At 70.1% G+C, this 23,333-nt stretch carries 29 protein-coding genes; 12 read left to right on the top strand and 17 right to left on the bottom strand.

Translation table 11 applies throughout. The features are described 5' to 3' along the window. Both ACILQS_RS08455 and ACILQS_RS08450 read right to left on the bottom strand, forming a co-directional pair. A partial coding sequence (locus tag ACILQS_RS08455; protein ID WP_395639683.1) for a phospholipase D-like domain-containing protein occupies positions 1 to 678 on the bottom strand: 678 nt, incomplete at its 3' end. Beyond that, positions 675 to 1,076, bottom strand: a complete 402-nt coding sequence (locus tag ACILQS_RS08450; protein ID WP_395639682.1) for a (deoxy)nucleoside triphosphate pyrophosphohydrolase — start codon at positions 1,074 to 1,076, stop codon at positions 675 to 677. The genes ACILQS_RS08450 and ACILQS_RS08455, both read right to left, overlap by 4 nt. A 185-nt stretch (positions 1,077 to 1,261) precedes the next feature. Between ACILQS_RS08450 and ACILQS_RS08445 the strand changes: the two genes are divergently transcribed. Beyond that, positions 1,262 to 2,890, top strand: coding sequence for an ABC-F family ATP-binding cassette domain-containing protein (locus tag ACILQS_RS08445; RefSeq protein WP_395639681.1), 1,629 nt, complete (start codon positions 1,262 to 1,264; stop codon positions 2,888 to 2,890). On the opposite strand, the gene ACILQS_RS08440 is transcribed toward ACILQS_RS08445, so the two are convergent. Together ACILQS_RS08440 and ACILQS_RS08435 are read right to left on the bottom strand one after the other, a co-directional pair. Beyond that, positions 2,877 to 3,176 carry a HigA family addiction module antitoxin gene (locus ACILQS_RS08440; protein WP_395639680.1) on the bottom strand — a complete coding sequence of 100 codons (300 nt, stop codon included), beginning with the start codon at positions 3,174 to 3,176 and terminating at the stop codon, positions 2,877 to 2,879. The genes ACILQS_RS08445 and ACILQS_RS08440 overlap by 14 nt on opposite strands. A gap of 10 nt (positions 3,177 to 3,186) precedes the next feature. Next, positions 3,187 to 3,468: a type II toxin-antitoxin system RelE/ParE family toxin gene (locus tag ACILQS_RS08435; RefSeq protein ID WP_395639679.1), complete on the bottom strand. Its 282-nt coding sequence runs from the start codon at positions 3,466 to 3,468 to the stop codon at positions 3,187 to 3,189. 130 nt (positions 3,469 to 3,598) lie between these two features. Here ACILQS_RS08435 and ACILQS_RS08430 point away from each other — a divergent pair, with 130 nt between their 5' ends. Then, positions 3,599 to 4,243, top strand: a complete 645-nt coding sequence (locus ACILQS_RS08430) for a nuclease-related domain-containing protein (protein ID WP_395639678.1) — start codon at positions 3,599 to 3,601, stop codon at positions 4,241 to 4,243. On the opposite strand, the gene ACILQS_RS08425 is transcribed toward ACILQS_RS08430, so the two are convergent. Then, positions 4,217 to 4,408 carry a hypothetical protein gene (locus tag ACILQS_RS08425; protein ID WP_395639677.1) on the bottom strand — a complete coding sequence of 64 codons (192 nt, stop codon included), beginning with the start codon at positions 4,406 to 4,408 and terminating at the stop codon, positions 4,217 to 4,219. The two genes, ACILQS_RS08430 and ACILQS_RS08425, sit on opposite strands and share 27 nt — an antisense overlap. A gap of 101 nt (positions 4,409 to 4,509) precedes the next feature. Between ACILQS_RS08425 and ACILQS_RS08420 the strand changes: the two genes are divergently transcribed. The 4 genes from ACILQS_RS08420 (at position 4,510) to ACILQS_RS08405 (ending at position 7,603) form a co-directional block, all read left to right on the top strand. Beyond that, entirely contained in the window at positions 4,510 to 4,923 is a 414-nt protein-coding gene (locus ACILQS_RS08420) for a MerR family transcriptional regulator (RefSeq protein WP_395639676.1), read from the top strand. A gap of 124 nt (positions 4,924 to 5,047) precedes the next feature. Next, positions 5,048 to 5,689, top strand: a complete 642-nt coding sequence (locus ACILQS_RS08415) for a TetR/AcrR family transcriptional regulator (RefSeq protein ID WP_395639675.1) — start codon at positions 5,048 to 5,050, stop codon at positions 5,687 to 5,689. A gap of 16 nt (positions 5,690 to 5,705) precedes the next feature. Beyond that, a complete protein-coding gene (locus ACILQS_RS08410; protein WP_395639674.1) occupies positions 5,706 to 6,356 on the top strand; it encodes an MBL fold metallo-hydrolase in 651 nt (216 codons plus the stop codon). A gap of 272 nt (positions 6,357 to 6,628) precedes the next feature. After that, positions 6,629 to 7,603, top strand: a complete 975-nt coding sequence (locus ACILQS_RS08405) for an ice-binding family protein (protein WP_395639673.1) — start codon at positions 6,629 to 6,631, stop codon at positions 7,601 to 7,603. 10 nt (positions 7,604 to 7,613) lie between these two features. Here the strand turns inward: ACILQS_RS08405 and ACILQS_RS08400 are convergent, their stop codons facing one another. Then, on the bottom strand, positions 7,614 to 7,910 hold the full coding sequence (locus ACILQS_RS08400) for a cupin domain-containing protein (protein ID WP_395639672.1): 297 nt from the start codon (positions 7,908 to 7,910) through the stop codon (positions 7,614 to 7,616). 144 nt (positions 7,911 to 8,054) lie between these two features. Continuing rightward, positions 8,055 to 8,990: an aldo/keto reductase family oxidoreductase gene (locus ACILQS_RS08395; RefSeq protein WP_395639671.1), complete on the bottom strand. Its 936-nt coding sequence runs from the start codon at positions 8,988 to 8,990 to the stop codon at positions 8,055 to 8,057. A 34-nt stretch (positions 8,991 to 9,024) separates the two neighbouring features. On the opposite strand from ACILQS_RS08395, the gene ACILQS_RS08390 reads away from it, so the two are divergent. From ACILQS_RS08390 to ACILQS_RS08380, 3 genes are all read left to right on the top strand, one after another. Next, complete coding sequence (locus ACILQS_RS08390; RefSeq protein WP_395639670.1) at positions 9,025 to 9,384, top strand: hypothetical protein; 360 nt, start codon at positions 9,025 to 9,027, stop codon at positions 9,382 to 9,384. An 87-nt stretch (positions 9,385 to 9,471) separates the two neighbouring features. Next, entirely contained in the window at positions 9,472 to 10,860 is a 1,389-nt protein-coding gene (locus ACILQS_RS08385; RefSeq protein ID WP_395639669.1) for a DUF222 domain-containing protein, read from the top strand. Further along, positions 10,857 to 11,315 (top strand): VanZ family protein, encoded by a 459-nt coding sequence (locus ACILQS_RS08380; protein WP_395639668.1) that lies wholly within the window; start codon positions 10,857 to 10,859, stop codon positions 11,313 to 11,315. Before ACILQS_RS08385 ends, ACILQS_RS08380 begins: the two co-directional genes overlap by 4 nt. Here the strand turns inward: ACILQS_RS08380 and ACILQS_RS08375 are convergent. The 4 genes from ACILQS_RS08375 to ACILQS_RS08360 form a co-directional block, all read right to left on the bottom strand. Continuing rightward, positions 11,308 to 12,300, bottom strand: coding sequence for a hypothetical protein (locus tag ACILQS_RS08375; RefSeq protein WP_395639667.1), 993 nt, complete (start codon positions 12,298 to 12,300; stop codon positions 11,308 to 11,310). The genes ACILQS_RS08380 and ACILQS_RS08375 overlap by 8 nt on opposite strands. A gap of 8 nt (positions 12,301 to 12,308) precedes the next feature. Then, a complete protein-coding gene (locus ACILQS_RS08370; RefSeq protein ID WP_395639666.1) occupies positions 12,309 to 12,647 on the bottom strand; it encodes a PadR family transcriptional regulator in 339 nt (112 codons plus the stop codon). A 67-nt stretch (positions 12,648 to 12,714) separates the two neighbouring features. Next, positions 12,715 to 12,852 (bottom strand): hypothetical protein, encoded by a 138-nt coding sequence (locus tag ACILQS_RS08365; RefSeq protein ID WP_395639665.1) that lies wholly within the window; start codon positions 12,850 to 12,852, stop codon positions 12,715 to 12,717. Continuing rightward, the gene (locus ACILQS_RS08360) at positions 12,852 to 13,112 is read right to left on the bottom strand and encodes a hypothetical protein (RefSeq protein WP_395639664.1); all 261 of its coding nucleotides are present in this window, start codon (positions 13,110 to 13,112) and stop codon (positions 12,852 to 12,854) included. Before ACILQS_RS08360 ends, ACILQS_RS08365 begins: the two co-directional genes overlap by 1 nt. Positions 13,113 to 13,354: 242 nt before the next feature. Between ACILQS_RS08360 and ACILQS_RS08355 the strand changes: the two genes are divergently transcribed. After that, positions 13,355 to 13,636, top strand: a complete 282-nt coding sequence (locus ACILQS_RS08355) for a hypothetical protein (protein WP_395639663.1) — start codon at positions 13,355 to 13,357, stop codon at positions 13,634 to 13,636. Between the two features lie 15 nt (positions 13,637 to 13,651). On the opposite strand, the gene ACILQS_RS08350 is transcribed toward ACILQS_RS08355, so the two are convergent. The 6 genes from ACILQS_RS08350 to ACILQS_RS08325 form a co-directional block, all read right to left on the bottom strand. Next, the gene (locus ACILQS_RS08350) at positions 13,652 to 14,422 is read right to left on the bottom strand and encodes a hypothetical protein (RefSeq protein WP_395639662.1); all 771 of its coding nucleotides are present in this window, start codon (positions 14,420 to 14,422) and stop codon (positions 13,652 to 13,654) included. Beyond that, on the bottom strand, positions 14,419 to 16,020 hold the full coding sequence (locus tag ACILQS_RS08345; protein ID WP_395639661.1) for an N-6 DNA methylase: 1,602 nt from the start codon (positions 16,018 to 16,020) through the stop codon (positions 14,419 to 14,421). The genes ACILQS_RS08350 and ACILQS_RS08345 overlap by 4 nt, the downstream gene beginning before the upstream one ends. A gap of 54 nt (positions 16,021 to 16,074) precedes the next feature. Then, complete coding sequence (locus ACILQS_RS08340) at positions 16,075 to 16,755, bottom strand: histidine phosphatase family protein (RefSeq protein WP_395639660.1); 681 nt, start codon at positions 16,753 to 16,755, stop codon at positions 16,075 to 16,077. A gap of 56 nt (positions 16,756 to 16,811) precedes the next feature. After that, complete coding sequence (locus tag ACILQS_RS08335) at positions 16,812 to 16,976, bottom strand: hypothetical protein (protein WP_395639659.1); 165 nt, start codon at positions 16,974 to 16,976, stop codon at positions 16,812 to 16,814. A gap of 68 nt (positions 16,977 to 17,044) precedes the next feature. Continuing rightward, entirely contained in the window at positions 17,045 to 18,148 is a 1,104-nt protein-coding gene (locus ACILQS_RS08330; RefSeq protein ID WP_395639658.1) for a DUF2510 domain-containing protein, read from the bottom strand. A 157-nt stretch (positions 18,149 to 18,305) separates the two neighbouring features. Further along, the gene (locus ACILQS_RS08325; protein ID WP_395639657.1) at positions 18,306 to 19,601 is read right to left on the bottom strand and encodes a DUF2510 domain-containing protein; all 1,296 of its coding nucleotides are present in this window, start codon (positions 19,599 to 19,601) and stop codon (positions 18,306 to 18,308) included. A gap of 148 nt (positions 19,602 to 19,749) precedes the next feature. Between ACILQS_RS08325 and ACILQS_RS08320 the strand changes: the two genes are divergently transcribed. Next, the gene (locus ACILQS_RS08320) at positions 19,750 to 22,278 is read left to right on the top strand and encodes a DEAD/DEAH box helicase (protein WP_395639656.1); all 2,529 of its coding nucleotides are present in this window, start codon (positions 19,750 to 19,752) and stop codon (positions 22,276 to 22,278) included. A 97-nt stretch (positions 22,279 to 22,375) separates the two neighbouring features. Next, the gene (locus ACILQS_RS08315) at positions 22,376 to 23,161 is read left to right on the top strand and encodes a GNAT family N-acetyltransferase (protein WP_395639655.1); all 786 of its coding nucleotides are present in this window, start codon (positions 22,376 to 22,378) and stop codon (positions 23,159 to 23,161) included. Positions 23,162 to 23,333 lie beyond the last annotated feature (172 nt).

Below are 23,333 nucleotides of genomic sequence, written 5' to 3'. Positions count from 1 at the left end.
CTGCATCGAGTTCGGCGAGATCCCGCTCGGGACTGCAGGCTCGGCTACTACTCCGACCGTCGTGACTCTGGAGATTCGTGCTGGAGGCGGCCGGTAGGTGGCCGCGTACTCCTGCACCCACGCGTGCGTGAGGGGGACCGAGTTCAAGATCTGTTCGTCGACAAGGTTGACGAACTGGTCAGCGAGATTGCTTTGGTAACTCGCTGAGACGCGAAGGTTCCACTCGTGATTTCGCACGAGTGCGTTTTCGGTGAGGTTCGAGCTGCCAAGGATCGCGGTAACTCCATCGCTGCCGCGAAACACGTACCCCTTGGGGTGGAACGCCGACTCGGAGTGCAGCCGAACGTCAATGCCGAAGCGCCTGAGGTTCAGAAGCTCGTAGAAGGCTGCCGGTGAGTTGAAGCCGAGGTAGTCCGACGTGATGATCGTGCCGGAGCCGACGAACTCGGACAGCTCCTGCTTGAGCAGCGCGATCGCCCGCGGCGATACGAACGCCACTGAAAACGTAAACGAGCTGGAGCGCTTCAGTTCGTCACGAAGAGCACGCAACATCGAGGTCGTCTCGGTGTTGAGGACGAGTTGCGGGTGGAAGCTGCGAGGCGCACGGATTGCGCGATCGAGGTAGCCGTAGCCGACGTCGTTCCCGAAAACGCCGAGGTCATCGAGGCTAAAGGTCATCCGTTACCGAGATCCTGTCGAATTCTTTCGACTGCCGGTACGTCGGCGGGAGCCCAATCCAGCGAGGCAAGGTCCGAGGGGCTAAGCCAGACAACCGCCTGGTGCTCAGAGAGGATCGGCTCGCCGTCTACGAGTTCGCAGTAGAAGGTCGTCAGAGTGACTGTTCCGAAGTCGTACTCGAACGTCGTGCTGACAATCTCGTCGCCGACCTCCACCTGACATTCAAGCTCCTCGACGATCTCCCGTTCGAGAGCCTGCCGAGGTGTCTCCCCAGGCTCGACCTTCCCGCCGGGGAACTCCCACATTCCGGCCAAGGCGCTGCTGGCGCCTCGCTGCGCGCACAAAACCTGACCTGCGCGGAGGATCACAGCGCCAACGACCTCGATCTGCTTCGCCAATGCGGCTCCTCCGTTAGCGCGGGCAACCTCAGCATATTGAGATAGGGACGGTACTCGACGAAGACACAGCCACGGTTGGGAGTGCTCTGGTACCGTCGCTCCCGAAATGATTTCCTGAGCACCCGAAGTCCCGCGTCCGAGGCAAAGCCCGGCGGGAGTCGTCTCGATTCCGAGATCCGGTGCTCATGCCTACCTCCATCCCACCCCTCGTCGCGCGCGGAATCGACCGCGCCTACGGCGACCGCCGCATCCTGACCGGTGTCGACATCACCGTCCCGCCGCACGCCCGCACGGGGCTGATCGGCGAGAACGGCGTCGGAAAGTCGACGTTGCTGCGCATCCTCGCCGGCGTCGAAGCGCCCGATGCCGGAACCGTCGAGCGGCCGAGGCGCACCGGCATCCTCTGGCAGGAGGCGCCGGTCAACGAGCGCGCCACGATCCGCGAGCTGCTCGACGGCTACACCGCGGAACTGCGGGCGATCGAGCGGGAGTTCCAGGATGCCGCCGACGCGCTCGACGATTCCCCGGCGAGCAAGAGCAGGTACGAGCGCGCCCTAGAGGAGGCCGAACGCGCCGAGGTGTGGACGTTGGATGCACGCCGCGAAGAGATCCTCGATGGCCTGGGGGTTTCGATACGCGCCTTCGGCGCTACTCAACCCGCGACGATCTCCCGACTCTCGGGCGGGCAGCGCAGCCGCGTCGCGCTCGCCGGCCTCCTGCTGAGCCGCCCCGACGCGCTGCTGCTCGACGAGCCGACCAACCACCTCGACGATCAGGCGGTCGCCTACCTCGAGACGCAACTGAAGGGATGGCGCGGCCCGGTGCTCTTCGCGAGCCACGACCGCGCGTTCCTCGACGAGGTCGCCACCGAACTGGTCGACCTCGATCCCGACCGTTCCCGCACGGCGACCCGCTACGGCGGAACGTTCAGCGACTACCTCGACGAGAAGCGCCGCGAGCGCGAACGCTGGGAGCAGCAGCACCGCGCCGAGCAGGACGAGCTCGCCCGCCTCTCCGTGGTGGTGAACACCACGGAGAGGGATGTCGCGGCCGGGCGCGGTCCGACCGACAACGACAAGTTCGTCCACGCGTTCAAGGGGTCGCGGGTGCAGTCCGCCGTCAGCCGACGGGTGAAGGATGCCGACCGCCGTCGCTCCTTGCTCGAATCCACCGCGGTGCGGAAGCCGCCGCCGGTGCTGAGGTTCGCGGGCATCCCGTCGGGGGCGTCGGCGCTCAGCGACGGACCGCTGATCGATGCGACCTCCGTTCGGGTCGACGGGCGCCTCACGCTCGAGCGGCTGACCATCGCGGCCGACGATCGACTGCTCATCACCGGGGCGAACGGCGCAGGCAAGTCGACGCTGCTGTCGGTGCTCGCGGGGGAGTTGTCTCCCACGTCGGGCACCGTGAACCGGCGGCGCGGGCTGCGAGTCGGGCTGCTGCGGCAGGACGTGCGGTTCGCGGATGCCGAGGAGACTCCACGGGAGATCTACCGGCGGTCGGTGGGGGAGAGACGCGCGGAGATCACGTCGCTCGGGGAGCTTGGGCTGGTTCCGCCGGCGCAGATCGATCGCCCGGTTGGGTCGCTGTCAGTCGGGCAGCAGCGGCGGTTGGCGCTCGCGGTGGTGATCGCGAATCCGCCGCATCTGTTCCTGCTCGATGAGCCGAGCAACCACCTGTCGCTCGCACTCGCCGTGGAGCTCGAGGAGGCGTTGCAGTCCTACCCGGGTGCCGTTGTGGTCGCGAGTCACGATCGGTGGTTGCGGCGGCGCTGGACGGGCCGTGCCGTTCGCCTTGGGGCTAAGCCGAGATGAGCGAAGGGATGCTGTCGAACTCGGCCTCGTGACCTGAGCGCGCAACATCCAGGTCGTATCGGTTCTGAAGGTTGAGCCAGAACCGATCGGACGTGCCAAGAGCCCGCGAAAGGCGAAGCGCCGTGTCGGGGGAGATGCCGCGCTTGCCATGCACGATCTCATTGATGCGACGGGCAGGAACTCCGATCGTCGCGGCGAGGCGGTACTGCGTGATCTCCAAGGGGAGCAGGAACTCCTCGAGAAGGATCTCTCCCGGGTGGATCGGCTCGTGTGCGGTGGTCGTCATGTCGCTCTCGCTAGTGGTAGTCGGTGATCTCGACGTCGGTCGGTCCGGCGGATGTCCACGTGAAGCAGATTCTCCACTGGTCGTTGATGCGGATGCTGTGCTGACCCTTCCGGTCTCCCGCCAGCTGCTCAAGGCGGTTGCCGGGCGGAACTCTGAGGTCGTTGATGTTGTCGGACGCATCGAGCATCAGCAGTCTGCGATTCGCAATGCGTTGCAGGTCGGGACCGAACTTCTTGACGTGCTCCCGGCGCCACACGCGTTCGGTGTCCCGATCGGCGAACCCCTGGATCACCGTCAAATAATAACGCGACGCGTTATTATTTGCAAGCAATGAGCGGGATGGCGCGGCCCGGCCCCACCACGGGGGTGATGTGCCCGACGGAGCACATCTCTAGCCTGAGGCTCAGGGATCGGGGGTTCTCTTGGCGGACTTCGAAGGCGCCGCGGGCGCGTCAGCGCGTCGGCAGTACGAACGGCGGCGGGCGCGGGACGAAGCGCGGCTGCGCCAGGACTGGGGACGGCTCGGCGGACTCGCTGTCGCGCTGACGCCAGAACGACAGAGCACGAGAGCGTGGAGCACCGGTGCCGCGGGCGAGGAGCGCGTAGCCCGGGAACTCGATCGCGTCGCCTCCGCACACGTGCGGGTCGCGCATGATCGTCGAATCGCCGGCACGCGCGCCAACATCGATCACCTGGTGGTGACGCGCGACGGCGTGTGGGTCATCGACGCGAAGAAGTACAAGGGGCGGCCGACGCTTCGGGTAGACGGCGGCGTCATCCGCCCGCGCATCGAGCGTCTCTTCGTCGGCTCGCGGGACCAGACGAAGCTCGTCGACGGTGTCGTCTGGCAGATGGAGAAGGTCGAGGCCGTCGTCGACGCGCCCGTGCTCGGCGCGTTGTGTTTCGTCGAGGCCGACTGGCCCGTGTTCGGTGGTTCCTTCTCGGTCTGCGGAGTCGAAGTGCTCTGGCCGAGGAAGATCGCCTCCCGGGTGTCATCGACGGTCGCCGGCGGTGTCGATGTCGACCGCACGTGGGCCACGCTACTGGCGGCGTTCCCCGCGGCCTGAGGCCCACTGCACGAATCGATCACGCAGAACGGCCCACCGGTCACGACGGCGCTGCGCAGCGGCATCCCGTGCCCTTTGCTCACGCTCAACGCGCCGCATCTCATCACGCAGCGCGGCGATCAGCAATTCGGGATAGAGGTCTTTGGACATTTCGATGTGTGTCATGCGGCGAAGGTACGAATTCGAGCGCACTCGAAGTCAAACCCCGCGCAAACCCCGCCCGAGATCCTGGACTTCGAGCGCACTCGAAGCCGTACGGTGTCGGCATGGACGACTACTCGATCGACGAGGCGGCGGCCCGCACCGGACTGACGAAGCACACGCTGCGCTACTACGAGCGGGAGGGGTTGCTGCCGCCGATCGCGAAGGCGTCGAGCGGGCACCGCCGCTACACCGACGACGACATCGGCTGGGTGAAGTTCCTGCAGTTGCTGCGGGCGACGGGGATGCCGATCCGCGAGGCGAAGGCGTTCGTCACCCTGACCTGGGCCGGTGACCACACGATTCCGCAGCGTGTCGAGGTGCTCACCGGCTACCGGTCGGCGCTCGTCGAGCGGATGGCTCAGGATGCCGAGCATCTCGAGACCCTCAACCGCAAGATCGACTTCTACTCGGGCGTGCTGCAGGCGCGGGATGCGACCCCCGAGGATGTCACGGGGGAACGCGCCGGCGCGCGCTGAGGCTGCCGGCCTGCGGAAGGTCGTCGGGAGACGCGAGGCGCTGCGCCCGAGGAGCGGAGATCTCGTCTCGCTCTCGCGTAAAACGGAACTGGACTATCCGGTTCCGTTTGGCTAGCGTGGCCGGATGACCACCGTCACCACCAGCACGCGTCGCGACGCCGAACGCAATCGGGGTCGCGTTCTCGAGGCCGCGGCGCGCCTGTTCGCCGAACGCGGGGCAGCGGCCACCCTCGGCGACGTCGCGCGGGAAGCCGGGGTGGGCGTCGGCACGGTCTATCGCAAGTTCGCCGACAAAGACGCCCTGCTCGACGCGCTCTTCGACGAGAAGATCGCCGCGATGGTCGCGCTCGCCGACGCCGCCGGTGAGATCGAGGATGCCGGCGACGCCTTCCGTGCCCTCCTCCTCGGTCTCATGCAGAAGCGCGCCGTCGACCGCGGGCTCGACGCCATCCTCACCTCGCCCGGTCGCAACACCCGGTTCGCCGACGAACTCGGCCGGCGCTTTCTGCCCGCGGTCGAGCACCTCGTTGCACGCGCCATCCGCGCGGGTGAGCTGCGGGCCGGATTCTCCGCCGACGAGGTCTGCCTCCTCGGCTACATGGTCGGCACCGTCGCCGACATCACCCGCGAGACCGACCCCGACCTGTGGCGCCGATACGCGCAGCTGTTGCTCGACGGCACCCGGCCCCAGCCCGGCATCCCGCCGCTGGCGCCGCTGCCGCTGACGTTCACCGACGTCGCCGCCTGCCTCGGCCGGGCCCGCTGACCGCGAAGGATCTTGCATGACCAGCACACTCACCGCCCCGATCGACGGGCTCCTCGCCACCCCGACCGCGCGCCTTCCCTATCAGGCGAACGTCGTCGTGCGATCGTTCGTGCTCGCCGGCGACGGCGGTCCCACGATCGTCTACAACTCGCCGGGCATCAGCGAGGCGGCCCACGAGATCCGCGAACTCGGCACGCCGCGCCGACTGCTCGTCAATCACGCCCACGAGGGGATGTACGGACCGCCAAACCTCGACGTTCCGGTCTGGGTGCACGAACGCGACGAACGCGAGACCGCCCGATCCCTGCCCATCGCCGGCACCTTCGCGGAGCGCAGCGTGCTCGGCGGCGACCTCGAGGTGATCCCGACGCCGGGACACACGGCCGGCACGACGTCATACCTATGGGATGCCGGCATCCACCGGTTCCTCTTCACCGGCGACTTCCTCTGGATCGAGCACGGGGAGTGGAAAGCGGTCGTGCTCGACCCGAGTCTGCGTCGCGCATACCTCGACAGTCTCGCTCTCGTGCGTGAGCTCGACTTCGACGTGCTCGTGCCCTGGGGCGTGACCGACGACAGCGCACCGATCGCCGTCGTCGGACCGGGGGAGGCGCGACGCCGAATCGACGCGATCATCGCGCGCGTCGAGGCCGGCGGATCTCGCTAGCACCCCGAGGCCGACCTGGGAGTTTCGTCGATTTCTCACAGACTCGTATTCCGCGCCATTCGTGCCGTACGGTGCGAACACGTGACTCTTTCGAGGGACACAATTAGTCGAAGGCCGGGGGGCCCTTCTCTTCTCTCTCCGGGTGACGGCTGACATCCATCGCGGCGGTTCGATTCGCGGACCGCCACTCATCAGCAGCATCCCCCTAAGGCTCTGGCCTTTGCCGCTCATGTCCGGTGTTCATCACCAAACTGAGAAAGTCGGCAACCGCCATGTTCCATCGCACCCGCACCTCCACACGCTCCGCTCGACCGGCCGTCCTCGCGCTGACCACCGTCACCGCCATCGCCGCCGCGGTGCTCTTCGCTCCGATGGTCGCCAACGCCGCCGAACCGGGGGATGACGACTTCCTCGGCACCGCCGAGGACTACGCGATCATCGCGTCCGACGAGATCACCGAGACCGCCACGAACGGCACCGTCGTCACCGGCGACGTCGCCCTCACCACCGGCACCGACCAGCAGTTGCTCGTCGTGCAGGTGAGCGGCGACATCCACGTCACCGACACCGCCGCAGCGGCCGCCGACCTCGACCTCAACACCGCCTACGTGATCGTCGCCAACACCGACGCGACGGATGTCGTCGGCACCGTCAACCTCGCCGCCCGGGTCACCCCGTACGGCGCCGGCGTGTACTTCTCGGGCAGCGACCTGCTGCTCGACGGCATCATGGTGCTCGACGGCGGCATCGACGACGTCTTCATCTTCCAGGCATCCACGGGGCAACTGAGCGTCACCTCCGGCAGCCAGGTGCAGCTCACCGGCGCCGTGCAGGCCTGCAACGTGTACTGGCAGGTCGGCAGCTCCGCGACGCTCGGAGTCAACTCGAACTTCGTCGGCACCATCCTCGCGGCCACCTCGATCTCGGCTGAAGAGGGCGCCGTGATCACCGGCCAACTGCTCGCCGGAGCCACCAACGCCGGCGCCGTCACCCTCGACGACAACATCATCAACGCGGGTAGCCCGTGCGTGCGGATCACCTCGACCCAGCGCGTCCTCGCCGAGACGATCGAAGCCGACCGGGTCGAAGCCGAGCGGCTCGCCGCACTCGCCGCTGCGCGGCCCGCGCTCCTCGCCGAGACCGGCGTCGAGACGGTGCCGCTCACCATCGGAGCCGTGCTGCTGACGCTCGGCGGAGTCGCCGCCGTCATCGTGTCGCGTCGCTCGCGCACCGCGCTCGAGGGCTAAGCCGCGGCGGTCACCACGGCATCGGCTTCTCGGTGTCGCGGGTGGCGTCGCCGGGCATCCGCTCCAACTCGGAACCGCCCGCTCGGATGCAGATCCAGGTGAGCGGTTCCGGGCTGTCGGGCAGTGCCCGCCAGGTGCGCCAGACATCCTGACCCACCCGGATGGCGGTGCCCGGCGTGACGGGGGCGACCACGTCATCCAGCCCCATCTCGCCCCGCCCGGTGAAGAAGACGTACAACTCCTCCACCTGCGAGTGGGTGTGCCAGTAGCCGGCCTGCTCGCCGGGAAGCATCGAGTTCGCCGTCATCCCGATGTACTGCAACGGGATCTCGTGGTCGACGACCCGGCGGCCACGGCGCGGAGCGCCTGCGGGAGGTCTCCGGGCGGAAGCCGCCGAAGTGGTCGCGCCAGTCGGCGAAGGCGCCGAGTTCCATCTGCGTGAAGTCGACCATCACGGCACCAGGTGGCCGGAGGTGCGGAACAGCTCGTACCACTCCGCCCGCGTCAACGGGATGTCGGAGCCGAGAGCGGCGCCGGTCACGCGGTCGGGGCTGGTGGTTCCGAGCACGACCTGCATGTTCGCGGGATGTCGGGTGATCCACGCGGTCGCGATCGCGATGGCGGGCACGTCGTAGTTCGTCGCGAGACGATCGATCGCGGCGTTCAGTTCGGGGAACTCGGGGTTGTCGAGGAACACCCCGGTGAAGAAGCCCGCCTGGAACGGCGACCAGGCCTGGATGGTGATGTCGTTCAGGCGGCAGTAGTCGACGATGCCACCTCCATCCATCGTGACCGACTGCTGCTCGGCCAGCATGTTCGCCGACACGCCCTGCGCCACGATCGGCTGGTGCGTGATGCTCAACTGGAGCTGGTTCGCGACCAGCGGCTGCGTGACGTGCTTCTTGAGGAGGTCGATCTGTCGCGGCGTGTGGTTCGAGACACCGAAGTAGCGCACCTTGCCCGCTGCGTGCAGGTGGTCGAACGCGCGGGCGACCTCCTCGGGCTCGACGAGCGCGTCGGGGCGGTGCAACAACAGGATGTCGATGCGGTCGGTGTCGAGCGCCGCCAGCGACCCCTCCACCGAGGCGACGAGGTGGTCGTAGGAATAGTCGAAGTACGGTCCTTCCCGCACGATGCCGGCCTTCGTCTGGATCGTGATCTCGTCGCGTTGGCTCGGAGTGAGGTGCAGCGCGTCGGTGAACCGCTGCTCGCAGCCGTGCAGATCGGTGCCGTACACATCCGCGTGGTCGAAGAAGTCGATGCCGGCATCCCGTGCCGTTCGCACGAGAGTCTTCACCTCGTCGTCGGACTTGTCTTGGATGCGCATCATGCCCGCGACGACGTTCGGGGCGACGATGTCGGTGCCCGGAAGGGTGAAGGTCTTCATGTGCTCACCGTACTTCGGCCCGTACCGTGAGGGGATGCCCGTTGACCTGCTCGCGACCGTCGTGCTGTCGGCATCCTCGGTGCTCCTCGGGTTGCTGCTGCCGCTCGGCGCGGGGCTCGCGATCGTCGGCATCGTGCGGGGGTTCGTGGATGTCGGCTGGGGGTCGTTCATCGCGGGGCTGGCGGTCGTCGTCGGGGTGGTCGCGGCCGGGGTGTTCCTGCGGGCGTGGGGCGGGTCGTTCGGGACGTCCGTGGAACTCGCGGGGGCGAATCAGACGGCGGGGATCGTGTTCGCCGCCGTCACGCCGGTCGGGGTGATTCTCGGGGTGGTGTTCGTCGTCGTCGCGTTGGTGCGGTTGCTGGTGGATCGGCGGTCTTCTTCCTCCTCGCGGTGAGTCCTCCACAGGGCGCTCGTGCTCGACTTCTTGTACTTTCGGAAGTTTGTTCGAGTCGGGAGAATGGAGATCGGAAGGATTGATCCCATGACCGCACCGACTCTCGACGCGCCGACTCTCGCCGCCGCTGTCGCGGTGCTGCGCGACGTGCCGCGGTCGTCGTACGGAACGGTGTCGGATGACGCGCTGCTGTCGCTCGTGGAGCTGGCGGGAGAGGCGCGGCATCTCGCCGACGCGCACCTGGCGCTCGCGGCGGGGGAACTCGATCGGCGGTCCTCCCACGAGCTGGGGGCTGCCGGGTTGGCGCGGCGGGCCGGGGCGCGCACGCCGGAGGAACTGCTGACTCGGGTCACCGGAGCCCGCGGGCGCGATGTGGTCACAGCGGTGCGAGTCGGGCGGCTCACCCAGGTCGACTCGGTGCTCGGGGATGCGGTGCTCGACGGGTCGGTGTCGGTGCCGGCGGCGGATGCGATCCGCGCAGGGTTGGACGGCGCCGCGGCCGACCCTCGGCTCGTCGACGAAGCGACCGTGCTGCTGTGCGAAGAGGCATCGACCCTCGATCCCGACCGGTTGCTGAAGCGCGCGCGGGAGGTGCGCGATGAACTCGACGAGGCCGGCATCGCCGGGCGGGAAGCGGTGCTGCGGGGGCGTCGGTCGATCCGGCGCATCGACCTGCGCGACGGGATGAAGCGCATCATCTGGGACTACGACCCGCTCACCGCCGGGATCGTCGACGAGATCTACGACCGCGCGACCTCGCCCCGCCGGGGTGGGCCACGGTTCGTCGACTCCGCGGCAGCCGCTCGGGCGTCGCGCATCGCTGAGGATGAGCGCACCGTCGAGCAACTCGCCTCCGACGCGTTCGCCGAGCTGCTGCGCCAGGCCGCGTCGCTCGACTCCGACGTGCTCGTCGGCCGCGGCACCCCGGCGGTGCGGGTGATCGTGCCGCTCGACGACCTCACCTCTGGCAGCGGGCATGGGCTGATCGAAGGGTCCGGCGAAGCGATCGCCCTCACCACCGTTGAAGCTCTCGCCTGCGCCCACGGCACCCAGAAGGCATCCCTCGACCCCGACGGCCGGGTGCTCGACCTCGGACGCGAGCAACGGCTCTATTCCGCTCGGCAGCGCGTCGCCCTCGCGATCCGCGACGGGGGATGCCTGTGGGAAGGGTGTGACCGGCCGCCGTCCTGGACCGAAGCCCACCACATCGACCGCTGGACCGACGGTGGCCGCACCGACCTCGACCGCGGCGTGCTGCTCTGCCGCCACCACCACCTCCGGCTGCACAACGAGGGCTGGGTGATCCGGCTCCGAGCGGGACGCTACTGGCTCGAACTTCCATCCGGCACCGGGCGGCCGCCCACGTTGCTCGTCAGCAAGTCCCGGGCTATCCGCGAACATGTCGCCCGCGCGGGGAGATCTCCCGGTCGACGTCCAGCGATCACCGAGCATCCGCCCCCGAAGATCAGAGCATGACCCGACGCTCGATCCCGTTCGCCGTGCTCGCGGCGGCATACCTCGTGCTCGTCGGGGTCATCACCCTCGGCCCGACGCTCTGGCGCACCCGGCCGACGCAGGGCGACTACGACGTGCTGTCGCTCAGCACCTGGCTCGACCCGGACACGTGGAGTCGGGTCACGTCGCCCGAGTTCGTCGCCAACATCCTGCTGTTCGTTCCGCTCGGGCTGCTGCTGCGGCTCGCGGTGCCGCGACTCGGGTGGTTCGGGGCGGCCGTGCTCGGTGCGGGGGTGTCGGTCGTGATCGAAGTGCTCCAGGTGTGGACGCCGCGGGTGTCCGACCCGCGCGACCTCGTCGCCAACGGCCTCGGAGCCCTCGCCGGCGCGCTGATCGGGGCAGCCCTCGCGAGGGTCGGCCGGGTGGTGCATCGGCCCGTCCACGCTCGGGATGCCGTCGGCGGTCGCGTCAGCTGACCTGTGGCTCGGGCTGCGCGTAGCCGGCGAAGGGGGCGAGACGCTCGATGAACTCGGCACGATCCTCCTCGGGCAGGAGGCCGTTGGCGCCGTAGCCGAGCGAGATCGACTCGCGCTCCCAGCCGTGCTCGGCGCTCTGGTCGGCCTGCTCGGTGAAGCGACCCGTCGTGTCGTTCGCGAGGTCCTGGAAACTGAACCACAGCCACTGTCCGGCGGGTCCGGGGACCATGCCCGACACCACCACCTGCTCGGCGGGAGTCGCCCCGCCGAGATCGCGGATGCGGTCCTCCGTCGACTCCTCGGAACCGTACGGGTCGAGCGTCGGCTCGCCGAAGCCGTAGCGGGCCGCCACCTCGCCGATGATCGCGATCGCCCGCTCCTTGTCGGCCCAGGCGCGCGGCACGGTCGTGGTCTGCGACGTCGGCGCGTTCACCACATAGAGCATCGAGAAGCCACCGAAGTGGTTCTCGGTGCGGATCACCGTCAGCTCATCGATCGGCGGCGGCGCCCACTCCAGGCCGAACTCGGCGGTGAGCGCGTCCCGCATCTCCGCGACCATCGCCTCGCCGGTCGCGATGCCCTCCTCGAGGGTCGGACCGTCGAGCAGCTCGTCGGCGTCGAGACCCGCGATGCCCGGATACTCCCGCCAGAAGACGGTCTGCTCGGTGCCGTCGGCATCCTGCTCGACCGTCACGATGCCGCGCGCGTTGTCGAACGCGTACGCCGCGACGGCGACGACGGGCGTCGCGACGAGCGCACCGCCGACGACGGCCGCGCCGATCGCCAGACGACGACGCGCCGACATCGCGGAGTGCGGCCGCGCGGTGAGCGCCGAGGTGACAGCGCCGAACGCGACATCGCGGCGCGGGATGCCGAGCTCGTCCGCGTGCTCCAGGTCGGCCAGCCACTCCTCGCGGCGGATGTCGCGCACCCGGCGGGGGAGCGTGGCCGCGGCGAGCCGCACCACCCGTTCGTCGAATCTCATGGCGGGGCTCACGCCGTCACCGCGGTCGCCGCGCCACCCAGAGCGGGTCGGCCGGCGGCCCGCGCGGCAGCCCGCACCCGATACTCGGCGATCGCCTTGGCGCCCTCGACCTCGCCCTCCGCAGTCAGACGGTAGAGCCGACGGCGGGGACCCGGGTGGTCGCTCTCGGCCTCCCAGTCGGCGGCGAGCCAACCGGCATCCTCGAGTCTGCTGAGGATCGGATACACCGTGCCGGTCGGTCGGCCCGTGATCTTCACCAGTTGCAGACCCCACACGGGATCGGTGGCATCGAGCAGTGCGTGCAGCACCTCGATCGTGGGCGCGGTCAGTCGCTGGGGAGCCGTCATCCCGCTAGTCTAGATATGTAGATTAGGAAGTCAAGCCCGCGAGGTGGCTCAGACCACAGGCGGGACCTCAGGCGCCGGGGTCGTCGTCGGCCTTCGGCGGGATGATCTCTTCCGAGGTGTTGCTCGCCATCTGACCGTCGGTCGTCGGCATGTCCTGGCTGTCGAACTGCCCGTCCTGGTCGCTCGTGCCCGGCTTCGCGCCCATCAGAGCACGTCCGTTCCGCCGAGGTGCCAGGTGCCCGTGCGCGCCGACGCGCCATCGTCGGGCTCATCCGGAGCGATCGGCGGCGGCTCGGTGGGGACCGTCGACGGCGCGTCGGGTGATCCGGGGGCGTCGGGGTATCCCGGCGCGTCGGGCGCACCGGGGACTCCCGGGTCCACCGGTTCGCCGGGAGGGGCGATCGAGAGGTCCGGCGTCGTGGCCTGATCGGCCGGCGGCTGGTAATCCATGCTGTGGCGTCCCATGATGCGTGTCCTTCCAGCTCCCTCGTCGGATGCCTCACGGGGCGGGGGAGTCCTCATCCCACCTCAAGCCATGCCCGGCGGATCCGGAAGGGGGGTGACACGACCTGTCCACCCGGCTAGAGTTCCGGCCCTTGTCAACCGATGGCCCGGCCCGAGGGTGCGGCGTAGACCGGAGGCATGGTGATCTCCCTCAACCGCGACGCCCTGAAACACGCCAAGAAGCTCATCGCCGAAGGGAAGGCGTGCGCGACGAACGCGACGACTGGAGCGAGCACGCGCCCTCCGCCGACGACGAGAACCGCTTCCGCGATCGAGAAGGCGGGGATGCCTACGCGGCGTGGCACCTCGGCGTCGATCGCCAGCACTCCGAGGAGAGCAAAGGCCGGTTCTCGTTCCCGTTCGGCGACTTCCGCGCCATCCACCGCTGCGCCGTCATCTCCCTCGAATCCCGAGCCGCGCAATTCGACCACGACGAGATCGCCCGCGCCGCGAAGCGACTGCTGGAGAAGATCGACTCCGACTAGCGCCCCGGCGGGCACTCAACCCGCGGTGTGCGCGAGGCGGGCCACCAGGGACTCGAACTGCGCTTCGGTGAGGGTGCCGGCATCCCGGAGTCTCGCGAGTTCGACGATCTCACCCGCCAGCGACCGGGCCGCCGGGGTCGCGTCGACGAAGAGTTTCGAGAGGCGCGGAAAGCGTTGCGGCTCGAGCAGCGACTTCACGTAGTCCATCCACGGGTCGTCGCGTCCGGTCTTCGGGTTCACGGGCATCCGGATCGGCGCCACGCACTCGGGGTGCTCCTCCGCGTGCCGGAGGGCGTCGCGCAGGGGCAGGAGGGTGTGGTCGTCCTTCTGCTGCACAGCGGCGGCGAGGTCGGGATGCGTCTGCGGATGCGCATAGGTCAGACCGGGGAGCGCGGGGGAGAGCAGGATGACGGCCTCGGTGAACCCGCGGCCGGCGCCGCTCATCCCGTTCGTCAGCCGGAAACCGCTCGCCTTCGTCGTGTTCTTCACACTCCACAGTCCGCGCACCTGGTCGCGCAGCGACTGCAGGTCGAAGCCGTCGGCGTTGTGGCCGCCGGGCACCGAGAGGATGCCGGACTGGTACGCCGCCGCCGCGATGATCCACTCCACGGCTGCCCCCGACCCGAAGCGGTTCGCCCGGTCGGTCGGGTCGATGCGGTTCACGTTGGCGCGCAGCGCCGCCTCGAGCTCTTCGCGGAGGTTGTCGTCGGCGCGTAGGTGGTCGCGCAGCGTGTCGAATTCGGGGGAACCGCTCGTGGATCCGGCCGGCCAGAGCGGGAGCCTCATCCGGAGGCCCGTGCGCGTTTCTCGGGGGTGGGTCTCGATACACCCGCTGCGCGGGCACTCGACCCGCGGGAGGCGAGGTGACTGTTGGCGTGGGTGGCGAGGAGGGCGTCGACGAAGTCGGGGGCGACCGCGCGGTTGAGGTCGCGCAGCAGACGCCAGGGATGCTTGACGTTCTCGTTGCGACGACCGGCGTTCTGCTTGACGACGACGTTGTCGCGCTCGGACGCCTCCAGCGCGCGCACGAGGGAGGCCGGCGCCGACTCCAGTGGAACGGGCACCGAGGCGAGCGTGGCCTTGGCGACAGTGATGCCGCCTTCGTAGACGCGCCACCACCAGTAGGCGAGCGACGAGTTGAGCACCACCGCGGCGCGGTCGCGGTCCTCGGCGGTCGCGAAGAACAGCCGGTGCACGTGCCCCCGGTCGAGCACGCGACGCACGGCCGAGAGGAAGTACCGCGGGGTGACGGGTACGTCGAGCGGATACGCGGTCGGCCCTATCACCGTGAGGTCTCCGATGGTCGTCTGCGCCAGGAGCATCGCCCGGTGCAACGGCACGAGGGCGGCGCCGACCTTCGGGAACGCCCGCAGTTCGTCGGGCTGAAGCTCGGCGAGGAAGTCGTCGGCCGCCGCGAACAGGTCGTCGCGTTCGTGGGCCCGCCAGCGCAGCAGCGGGGTGATGCGGTGTCGTCGCACGGCCACGGGGTCTCCGGCGAGCCCGACGAGCACGGCGGCGCGCGTCGAGTTGACCCGGTTGGTGTTCTGCGACCCGAACTTCACGCCGCGGAAGACGTTGTCGGGCACGTTGTCGAAGCAGTAGACATCCATCACCTCGAGCCGGCGCACGAGCAGCCGGCGGAAGTCGGCGAACTTGCGTCCCGCGGTGAAACTCTGGGGTGAGATCGCGACGACCCCGCGGCCGAGGGTGAGCATGCGCTCGATGAAGTAGGCGTACAGGTCGCGCGCCTCCGCCGTCTCGAAACGGTCGTCGCGGGGCACGACGACGTACGGCGGGTTGAGCAGCGCGAAGTCGAAGGCGGGCAGCTCGTCGGAGAGGGCGTCAGCGACCCGCGACCGGTCGGCCAGGGCGGCGTAGCCCGCGGCATCCACCGCGAACTCGGTCGCGAGCAGGGCGCGGGCGATCAGCAGCGCGCGGGGGTCGCGGTCGACGAGCACGAGGCGCTCGGCGACGAAGGCGGCCGGGTCGGGCTGCGCGGCGGCGAGCCAGAACGACAGGTTGCCGACCCCGCAGCACGGGTCGATCCAGGTGCCGTCGGGGAACGTCGTCGCGCGGTCGGCGAGGAATCGCGCGACGTCGTCGGGCGTGAAGAACTGGCCCGACGCTTTGCGGTCGACGCGGTCGACGTAGGCGAGCGAGTACTCGTAGAGCACCGAGCGCTCGTCCATCTGCAGCCCGTCGAGCAGATCGAGCTGCCAGGTCGGGTCACGGCGCGGGAGATCGGCGAGGATCGCCGCGGTCGCCGGACCGCCGACGCGCAGGGCGTGCACGGCGACGAGCGACTGCCAGAGCGCGTCGATGCCGAGTCGCTCGATGCCTTCGCGCACCTGCTCCACGCGCGCGTAGAGGATCCGCCGGGTCACACCCCGAGAGTAGAGCCGACCGCCGACGAGGCCGCAGTCCCGCGCCGCGGGTGGTCAGTCTTGGAGGGCGTCGTCGAGCGGGTCGCCCGTGGGGTCTTCGGCGGTCGGGTCGTCGAGGGCGGCTCCGCCGACCGGCATCCCGGCCCAGGACAGCGCGAGCCAGCCGGTCTCGGGCGAGCCTTCGAGCACGACGACGCCGGTGTTCTCGAGGTGGTTGTCGGCGGTGAAACCGTCGCCGAGGTTGCTTACCCGCGCCCCCGTCCAGACGCGGATGGCGGCGCCGTGGCTCACCACGACGACCGTCGCGTCGGCGGGGTGCTCCGCGGCGATGCCGGCGATCGCGTCGTCGAAGCGGGCGAAGAACGCGTGGCCGTCGGGGCCGCCGGGCATCGCCGGCGACGGGTCGCCCGACCCCCAGGCGAACACGGTGCTCATGTAGGTGCGCACGGCGTCGTGGTCGCTGCGGCCCTCGACGTCGCCCGCCTCGATCTCGTGCGTGCCCGGCAGCTCGACCGGGGTGAGGCCGAGGGCGGCGGCGAGCGGGGCGGCGGTCTCGTGCGTGCGGCGTAGCTTCGAGACGTAGATCGCCGCGATCGACTCGTGCCCGAGGGCATCCACGACGGCCTCCGCCTGACGCGCGCCGAGGTCGGTGAGCCCGGGGCCGGGCGCGGCGGTGTCGAGTTCGCCCCGCACGTTGGCGGGAGTCTGGCCGTGGCGGACGAGGAGGATGCGCATCCCCGCCAGCCTAGGAGGCGCCGGTGACGCGCGGCTGAACTCCTCGGTGTCGGCGCCTACTCCATGTCCTCCGCGGTCGCGACCCGGTTGCCCTCGACGAGGGCTTCGGGGTTCGCGTCCGACGGTTCCGCCGAGACTCCCGCGGGGACCTGTTCGAACGCGGTGCCGACGTGGGTGTCGGGGGAGATCTCGGATCCGGGCGTGACGATGCGATCGGTCATGCCCCGAGGCTAGGCCGGGATGCCGGGGGCCGGCAGCGCGTTGACGGGCGGCCGGGCGGGGGCTAGGACTACCTGACGGCGAGGGCGGAGCTGAAGCCGCCGTCGGCGGTGTCGATGCTCACCCAGACGAGCTTCGACGTGCCGTCGGGCAGCACGCCGTTGCAGGTGTACAGGGTGCCCTGGGCGAGGTCGTCGACGAAGACCGGGCAGGCGACCGAGATGAGTTCGCCGCTGCCGACGAACTTCTGCTGAACCGCCTGCTGGATCTCCAGCGCCTTCGTGACCGGCACGGCCGATCCCGAGAAGTAGGCGGCGGTCGGAGCCGCCACCGCGAGGACCGTCAGCACGATGAGGGTGATGAGCGCACCCGACCCGGCGACGCGCGCCCGCCGGGCGATGAGGTAGACGAGCGGCCCGAGGAGCGCGAGGGCAGGACTGGCCGGACGGTGGTCGAGCGACCGGAGCTTGCGGGCATCCGTCGCCGCCCAGATCAGGGTGAGCAGCGACGGGACGAGCGCGATCGCGGCGACCACCGGCACACCGGCGACCGCGGGTTCGGGCATCACGTAGAACGCGAGATAAGCGGCGGCGGCCGCGGCGGCGAGGGTCAGCAGCGGCCAGAGCGCGATGAACCAGACGGAGGCGGTCGCGGTTCCGGGCTCCTCGTATTCGGGCTCGGGCTCGGCGTTCCACGCGCGGTATCCGTCGGCGACCGGAGTCGAGGAGCGGGTCGCGGCGGCCGGATCGACGACCGCGGCACGCATGATGATGTCGTTCTCTGCGGTGCTGATGCCGTACTGACGCTCGAGTTCGCGGGCTTCGGCGATGCGGGCGAGGGTTTCGGGCGTGTGCGTCGATCCGGTCGACGTGGTGATCTGGCCGGCCGGCACCTGCTGAGTCTGCGCCTGCGCCGCGGCCTGCTGCGCCGCCGCGTGCTGGGCGCGGGCGGCATCCTGCTGCTGCTGCGAGAACCCGTCGCCGTAGCGCCGGTCGCCGAAGCCGTCGCCGTAGTCGCCGTACGAGGCCGTCATCGGCTGCGGGCGCGGGGTCGGTGTGGGCTTGAGGGTGGTGTGCTCAGTCCAGGCGAGGCCGTTCCACCACCGCACGTGCGCACTCGACGCGGGGTCTTCGTACCATCCCGCGGGGACGACGCGGGTCGCCTGGTCGGACAAGCCGTACTCCTTCGGGGCAGGGACGTCTCGGGGGACGAATGCGAAGGGAGGTGCAGGGATGGGTAGTGCAGGGGTACCCACAGTCTAGGGATGTGCCCTGGGTGTCTCATGACCCCGTTTGGGTGTGTCCGACGCCCCGATGCCTACGGGGCGGAGGTCACATGCTGAAGATGCCCCAGTCGTCGACGCGCCAGTCGATCCAGCCGTTGGAGCGCTGCAGGCTCACCAGAACCTGGAACGACTCGCCGCCGGCGTCGGTCGCCGTGCAGAAGAACGACTGCTGCACGAGCAGCGGCGGCGTCTCGGGGCAGTCGATCGTGAGGTCGGCGCCGAGCGAGCGCCCGTCGTCGGCGACGGAACGTTCGGCCTCGGCTGAGAAGGCGGCGGGCGCCAGCTCCATCGCGAGCCCCGGAACGGCGAGCACCGCTCCGGCCATGACGAGCGCGAGTACGAGGTAGGTGAGCACCGGCCCGAACCCGGTGCCGGCTTCGCGCACCGTCGAGACCAGGCGGGCGATCAGGTACACCGGGGCGCCGAGCACCGCCCACAGCCAGTGGGCGGGGCGGTCCATGCCGCCGCGCCTGAGCATCCGGTGGTCGATGAACGCGACCACGATGCCGGCCACCCACGGCACGCCCACGACGAGCGCCACCGTCACCGGCGCGAACGACGCGTCGGTGCCGCCGAGCAGCACCATCATGCCGACGAGCAGCATGTAGATCGGCAGCAGGGTGAGGAGCCAGGCCGGCACCGTCGTCGTCTGCGGGGCGTGCGTGAGAGCGGCGTGGCGCGTGCGCACGACGCGCTCGGTCGTCTCTTCGGCGACGGCCTCCGGCGCGTGCTGCTCCTCCGGGAAGTCGGGGATGAGGGTGCGGGTCGAGGAACTGGCGTGCGCGAACGCCGAGCGCGGGATCGAGGCCTCGCCGAGGAGATCCTCGTGGCGCTCGTCGAGGTCGTAGCGCATCGAGCGCGGAGCGTCGTCGATGCGCGCGGCGCGCGCGTAGCGCATCGCGGGAGAGTCGGCTTCGACGGCATCGCCGGCGCGCGCCGGGGCCTCGAGCGCGCCGAGCGGTTCGCCGAAGCGAGCCGAGTCGCCGGCGAGGTCGCGCACCACGTCGTCGTCGTGGGCGAGACGCTCGGCCTCGCGCAGGGTGCGGCGCGAGGGCAGCTCGGTCGGGCTTGGCTCGACCAGGTCGGGCGCCAGCGTCAGGTCGTCGAAGTCGGCGAGGTCGTCGGCGAACGGGAGGTCGTCGGCGTAGGCGAGCAGCGGGCCGGAGGCGGCGGCGGGCCGGGCGGCGCGGCGCGGCTGAACGGTCACCGTTTCGGGGATGACGGGCTGGCGGGCATCCGAGGTGTGCTCGGTCCACGAGTGGTTGTCCCACCAGCGGAGCTGCGGCAACCCGAGCGGATCGGGGTACCAGCCCGCGGGGATGCGGACGTCGTCGTTTGACACGACTGTTCGCTCCTCACGCCCCCGACCCTGCCTGAACACAGGATTCCCAGCTGATTCTAAGCGCTGAGGGCGTTTCGGGGTACCCGCACCGTCTACCCCGTGATGGGGGCAGGCGTTCGGGCGGCGGGGGACAGGGCAGACTCGGAGGATGCAGCCCTCCTCGTCGTCGCCCGAGACGGCCCTGGTCGCCGCGCTGCCGGCGCCGTGGGACGCGGATGCCTTCGTGTCGGCGTTCGACGATTGGGCCCGCGGTCGGGGGCTGCGGCTCTACCCGGCACAGGAGGAGGCGGTGCTCGAGCTCGTGCTCGAGAAGCACCTCGTGCTCTCCACCCCTACCGGCACGGGCAAGTCGCTCGTCGCGATCGCCGCGCACGCCGCCGCGCTCGCGCAGGGACGCCGCTCGTTCTACACGGCCCCGCTGAAGGCGCTCGTGAGCGAGAAGTTCTTCGCCCTCGTCGAGGTGTTCGGGGCCGAGAACGTCGGCATGGTCACCGGCGACTCGAGCGTGAACCCGGATGCGCCCATCGTCTGCTGCACCGCCGAGATCCTCGCGAATGTGGCGTTGCGACAGGGGGCGGCGGCGGATGTCGACGTCGTCATCGCCGACGAGTTCCACTTCTACGCCGACCCGCAGCGCGGCTGGGCCTGGCAGATCCCGTTGCTGCTGCTGAACCGGGCGCAGTTCGTGCTGATGTCGGCGACGCTCGGCGATCTCACCGACCTGTCCGCTGACCTGAAGCGGCGCACCGGCCGGGAGGTGGCCCACGTCACCGGAGTCGAACGGCCCGTGCCGCTGCACTACCGCTACCTCGTGACGCCCGTGCACGAGACCGTCGAGTCGCTGCTCGAGGAACGCCTCGCGCCCGTCTACATCGTGCATTTCGCCCAGGCCGCCGCGGTCGAGCGGGCCCAGGCGCTGCTCTCGGCGAAGGTGGCGACGCGCGAGCAGCGCGACCGCATCGCCGAGGAGATCGGCGGGTTCCGGTTCTCGCCCGGGTTCGGTGCGACGCTGTCGAAGCTGGTGCGCGCCGGCATCGGGGTGCACCACGCGGGCATGCTGCCCAAGTACCGCCGGCTCGTCGAGCAGCTCGCCCAACTCGGGATGCTGCGCGTCATCTGCGGCACCGACACCCTCGGCGTCGGCATCAACGTGCCGATCCGCACCGTGCTGCTCACCGCGCTCACCAAGTTCGACGGCGTCAAGATGCGGCACCTGTCGGCGCGCGAGTTCCACCAGATCGCGGGGCGAGCCGGGCGGGCGGGCCACGACGTCGCCGGCGACGTGGTCGCGGAAGCGCCGGAGCACGAGATCGAGAACGTGCTCGCCGCGAAGAAGGCCGAGGCCCGTGGCAAGAAGGGCGGCCCGAAGAAGCGCGCCCCCGAGGGGTTCGTCTCCTGGGGACCGGCGTCGTTCGAGCGGCTCATCGCCGCTGAGCCCGAGACGCTGACGTCGTCGATGCAGATCACGGCCGCGATGCTCATCAACGTGATCGGTCGCGAGGGGGGCGACCCGTTCGAGGATGTCCGCGCGCTGGTGTTCGACAACCACGAGCCGCCGGCGCGTCAGCGCGAGCTCGCCCGCCGCGCCCTCGGGATCTACCGCACCCTGCGCACCGGGGGAGTGGTCGAGCAGACCGGCGGCGGGTTCGACACCTCCCCGGGCACCAAGCCCCGCATCCGCCTCACCGTCGATCTGCAGCCCAACTTCGCGCTCAACCAGCCGCTGTCGCCGTTCGCGCTCGCCGCGTTCGAACTGCTCGATCCCGAGCAGCCCACCTACGCGCTCGACATGATCAGCATCGTCGAGGCGACCCTCGACGACCCCCGGCCGATCCTGTCGCAGCAGCAGTTCAAGGCGCGCGGCGAGGCGGTCGCCGGGATGAAGGCCGACGGCATCGAGTACGACGAGCGCATGGAGCTGCTGGAGTCGGTGACCTGGCCGAAGCCGCTCGAGGAGCTGCTCGAGCAGACCTTCGAGACCTTCGCCTCGTCGCAGCCCTGGGTGCGGGACTTCGCGCTGTCACCGAAGTCGGTCGTGCGCGACCTGTACGAACGGGCGATGTCGTTCTCGGACTACGTGCAGTTCTACCAACTCGGTCGCAGCGAGGGGCTCGTACTGCGCTACCTGTCCGACGCCTACCGCGCCGCGCGGCAGACGATCCCCGACGAGGTGAAGACCGAGGAGCTGCACGACCTCATCGAGTGGCTCGGCGAACTCGTGCGCCAGGTCGACTCGAGCCTGCTCGACGAGTGGACGGCGCTGCAGAACCCGGCGGAGCTGGTCGGCGAGAAGCCCGTGCTGCCGCCCCCGCCGACGTCGGTCGTGACGAATCGCCGTGCGTTCCTGGTGCTCGTGCGCAACGCCCTGTGGCGCCGGGTGCAGGCCGCGGCGCTGCAGCGCGACGACGAGTTGCTCGCGCTCGATCCGGGGGTGGACTGGGCGCAGGCGCTCGACGACTACTACGCCGAGCACGACACGATCGGCACCGGACCGGATGCCCGCAGCGCGGCACGGCTGCTCGTCGAGGAGGAGCCGGAGCGCTGGGTCGTGCGGCAGATCCTCGACGACCCGGCCGCTCATCACGACTGGGGGATCACGGCGGAGGTCGACCTCGCCGCCTCCGCCGACGAGGGCGTCGCCGTCATCCGCGTCCTCTCGGTCGGCCGGCTCGACTGACGCCCGAGGTCACGAATCGCTATTTGCCCGAAATGGCCCCTTCGCTGACGCGGATGGGGCCATTTCGGGCAAATAGCCGTTACTAGGCTCGGGTGCTGTGAGCGACCTCGATGTGGCCGACCTGCTGGAGCGCTTCGAGCGGGCCCGGGCGCGGGATGACTTCGACGGAGCGCCGGCGGAGCGCGACGGGCCGGTCGTACGGGTCGAGTACCCGCACGGCGGCTTCATCGCGGCGCCCTCGGATACGGGGGTGCGCGGCGCCGCCCTCGACGAGCTCATCGCCCGGCAGCGGGACCACTTCGCCGCTCGCGGCATCCAGGTCGAGTGGAAGACCTACGCGTACGACGAGCCGGCCGACCTGACCGCGCGGCTCGAGGCGGCGGGGTTCGTCGCCGAGGAGCGCGAGACGGTCGTCGTGGGATCCGTCGACGCGTTGAGCGGTCACCCGGCGGAGGTCGACGGGGTGACGATCCGCGAGACGACCGATCCCGCCGACTTCCGGGCGATCGGCGAGCTGCACACCGAGATCTGGGATGACGACTGGACCTGGATCGCCGACGACCTCCGCGATCAGGCGCAGCGCCTCGGGCCCGACGGCTTCCGGGTGCTGGTGGCCGACGACGGCGAGCGCCTGGTGTCGGCCGCCTGGCTCGTCCTGCGCGCCGGCACCGAGTTCGCGTCGCTGTGGGGCGGGTCGACCCTCGAAGCCTTCCGCGGTCGCGGCATCTACCGCGCCCTCGTCGCCCGCCGCGCGGCCGTCGCGCGGGACGCCGGGTACCGATACCTGCAGGTCGACGCCTCCGACATGAGCCGGCCGATCCTCGCACGGCTCGGGTTCGTCGCCCTCACGACGACGACCCCGTACGTGGCCGGAGGCGCTTAGGCGGAGCGTCGCCCGGTGGCCGCCGTCGCCGCGCTGCGCACGTGCGTCCCGCCGCGGACCCGACGACCCCGCACGGCGGCGGCCGGATGCGCGACCGCCGCCGTGCGGGCGGAGTCGTGATCGCACCCCTTGCCCAGGCAGTGCGAGCCCGGCGTCAGGGGCGGCATCAGCC

It is taken from the genome of Pseudolysinimonas sp. (genome assembly GCF_044239695.1).
Lineage (GTDB): Bacteria > Actinomycetota > Actinomycetes > Actinomycetales > Microbacteriaceae > Pseudolysinimonas_A.
This window is presented reverse-complemented; position numbering and strand designations above follow the sequence as displayed.

Coding starts and splice junctions, on each gene's coding strand:
- ACILQS_RS08445 (WP_395639681.1), top strand. CDS start 1,262: ATGCCTACCTCCATCCCACCCCTCGTCGCGCGCGGAATCGACCGCGCC.
- ACILQS_RS08440 (WP_395639680.1), bottom strand. CDS start 3,176: ATGACGACCACCGCACACGAGCCGATCCACCCGGGAGAGATCCTTCTC.
- ACILQS_RS08425 (WP_395639677.1), bottom strand. CDS start 4,408: ATGACACACATCGAAATGTCCAAAGACCTCTATCCCGAATTGCTGATC.
- ACILQS_RS08420 (WP_395639676.1), top strand. CDS start 4,510: ATGGACGACTACTCGATCGACGAGGCGGCGGCCCGCACCGGACTGACG.
- ACILQS_RS08415 (WP_395639675.1), top strand. CDS start 5,048: ATGACCACCGTCACCACCAGCACGCGTCGCGACGCCGAACGCAATCGG.
- ACILQS_RS08410 (WP_395639674.1), top strand. CDS start 5,706: ATGACCAGCACACTCACCGCCCCGATCGACGGGCTCCTCGCCACCCCG.
- ACILQS_RS08405 (WP_395639673.1), top strand. CDS start 6,629: ATGTTCCATCGCACCCGCACCTCCACACGCTCCGCTCGACCGGCCGTC.
- ACILQS_RS08400 (WP_395639672.1), bottom strand. CDS start 7,910: ATGACGGCGAACTCGATGCTTCCCGGCGAGCAGGCCGGCTACTGGCAC.
- ACILQS_RS08395 (WP_395639671.1), bottom strand. CDS start 8,990: ATGAAGACCTTCACCCTTCCGGGCACCGACATCGTCGCCCCGAACGTC.
- ACILQS_RS08390 (WP_395639670.1), top strand. CDS start 9,025: ATGCCCGTTGACCTGCTCGCGACCGTCGTGCTGTCGGCATCCTCGGTG.
- ACILQS_RS08385 (WP_395639669.1), top strand. CDS start 9,472: ATGACCGCACCGACTCTCGACGCGCCGACTCTCGCCGCCGCTGTCGCG.
- ACILQS_RS08380 (WP_395639668.1), top strand. CDS start 10,857: ATGACCCGACGCTCGATCCCGTTCGCCGTGCTCGCGGCGGCATACCTC.
- ACILQS_RS08375 (WP_395639667.1), bottom strand. CDS start 12,300: ATGAGATTCGACGAACGGGTGGTGCGGCTCGCCGCGGCCACGCTCCCC.
- ACILQS_RS08370 (WP_395639666.1), bottom strand. CDS start 12,647: ATGACGGCTCCCCAGCGACTGACCGCGCCCACGATCGAGGTGCTGCAC.
- ACILQS_RS08365 (WP_395639665.1), bottom strand. CDS start 12,852: ATGGGCGCGAAGCCGGGCACGAGCGACCAGGACGGGCAGTTCGACAGC.
- ACILQS_RS08360 (WP_395639664.1), bottom strand. CDS start 13,112: ATGGGACGCCACAGCATGGATTACCAGCCGCCGGCCGATCAGGCCACG.
- ACILQS_RS08350 (WP_395639662.1), bottom strand. CDS start 14,422: ATGAGGCTCCCGCTCTGGCCGGCCGGATCCACGAGCGGTTCCCCCGAA.
- ACILQS_RS08340 (WP_395639660.1), bottom strand. CDS start 16,755: ATGCGCATCCTCCTCGTCCGCCACGGCCAGACTCCCGCCAACGTGCGG.
- ACILQS_RS08335 (WP_395639659.1), bottom strand. CDS start 16,976: ATGACCGATCGCATCGTCACGCCCGGATCCGAGATCTCCCCCGACACC.
- ACILQS_RS08320 (WP_395639656.1), top strand. CDS start 19,750: ATGCAGCCCTCCTCGTCGTCGCCCGAGACGGCCCTGGTCGCCGCGCTG.